Origin of the sequence: Micromonospora sp. MH33 (assembly GCF_003013775.1) — a bacterium.
Taxonomy (GTDB): domain Bacteria; phylum Actinomycetota; class Actinomycetes; order Mycobacteriales; family Micromonosporaceae; genus Micromonospora; species Micromonospora fulviviridis.
Genome location: NZ_MUYZ01000635.1, coordinates 1 through 1346 on the forward strand (window position 1 = coordinate 1; position 1346 = coordinate 1346).

Sequence of the window (1346 nt, forward strand, 5' to 3'; positions counted from 1 at the left end):
GCCAGGCGTCGGCCGGGGCGTCGGCAGCCAAACCCTCGGGCAGCGCGCCGGGCGGCAGTTCCGCCGCCGCGGCGAGCGGCAGGGTGAACCGGTGCGCGGCGGACGGCGCGGCCGCGTAGGACTGGTCGAGCAGCCAGCGCACCTCGTCGACCGTCCAGCCCAGCCCGGTGCGACCGGCGAGCTCCCGGACCAGCCGCAGGCCGACCCGGGTGTCGTCGTCGTAGAAGCGCATGCACCAGTGGTGCGCCCACATGCCGAGCGCGCGCAGCCCGGCCGCGTCGAGCGAGCCGACCAGCCGGCCGCAGGCGGTGTCGGCGAAGGCGCACCCGGGGTCGTCGGCCCGGTCCCGTTCGATCGCCCCGTAGGCGGCCGGCGCCACCACCCGCATCCGGTCGTAGAAGCCCTGCACCACCGCACCGTCCAGCCGTGTCCGCCCCGACCGCATCAGCGGACACCCCGCCCGGCCACGCTCGCCATGCCCCGCACCTTTTCTTGAGTTGGTGGCGGGACCGTACCGGCCACTACCGACACTTTCTCCGGCGGAATCCGTTGCCACGTCAGGGATAGCTGGCCTGACCTGGGGCGTCTGTATCTGTGACGACGACGAGCGGGAGGGTGGGTGGACGAGGACGACCGGGCCCGGCTGGCCGAGTTCGTGACCAGCCGCACGCCGGCGCTGATGCGGGTGGCCTACCTGCTCACCGGCGACCGGCACGCGGCCGAGGACCTGTTCCAGTCGGCGCTGGCCAGGACCATCCCGAGATGGCGGGCGCTGCGGCACGCCGACCCGGAGGGTTACCTGCGCACGGTCATGTACCGGGAGCAGGTGAGCTGGTGGCGGCGGCTGGGGCGACGCCGGGAGACGGCGCTCACCGGGGCCGACGAGGCGGTCCAGCCGGACCCGAGCGGCGGCACCGACGTACGCCTGGCGATGCGGTCGGCGCTGCGGCTGCTGCCGCCGGCCCAGCGCACGGTGCTGGTCCTGCGCTACTACGAGGACCTCACCGAGACCCAGGTCGCGGAGGCGCTGGGCTGCACGGTCGGCACGGTACGCAGCCGGACCCACCGTGCAGTGACCCGGCTGCGGCAACTGCTGCCGGACGTCGAACTCCTGGAGGTACGGCGGTGACCACGCCCTTCGAGGACCTCATCCGCGCCACCCTCTCCGACCTGGCCGAGGAGGCACCCAGAGTGCAGGACCAGTTGACCCCGGCGGAACGCCGGTTCCGGAACCGCCGGCGCACCACGCTGACGCTCGGCGCGGCGGGCGTGGTGGCCGCCGTGCTGATCGGCGCGCCGATCGCGCTGGCGGCCGGCGGGGAGGCGCCCCGCCCGGCCGCGCCGCC

Annotated in this window: 2 protein-coding genes and 1 pseudogene; 2 read left to right on the plus strand and 1 reads right to left on the minus strand. The window is 75.0% G+C overall.

Annotated features, from left to right (window positions below; genetic code table 11):
• Positions 1 to 445 (minus strand): hypothetical protein (locus B0E53_RS36530; protein WP_107079924.1); only part of this gene is annotated, 445 nt, incomplete at its 3' end.
• Between the two features lie 174 nt (positions 446 to 619).
• Between B0E53_RS36530 and B0E53_RS36535 the strand changes: the two genes are divergently transcribed.
• Entirely contained in the window at positions 620 to 1129 is a 510-nt protein-coding gene (locus B0E53_RS36535) for a SigE family RNA polymerase sigma factor (protein WP_107079925.1), read from the plus strand.
• Positions 1126 to 1346: pseudogene (locus tag B0E53_RS36540) on the plus strand (hypothetical protein); the annotation flags it as partial. The gene B0E53_RS36535 and the pseudogene B0E53_RS36540, both read left to right, overlap by 4 nt.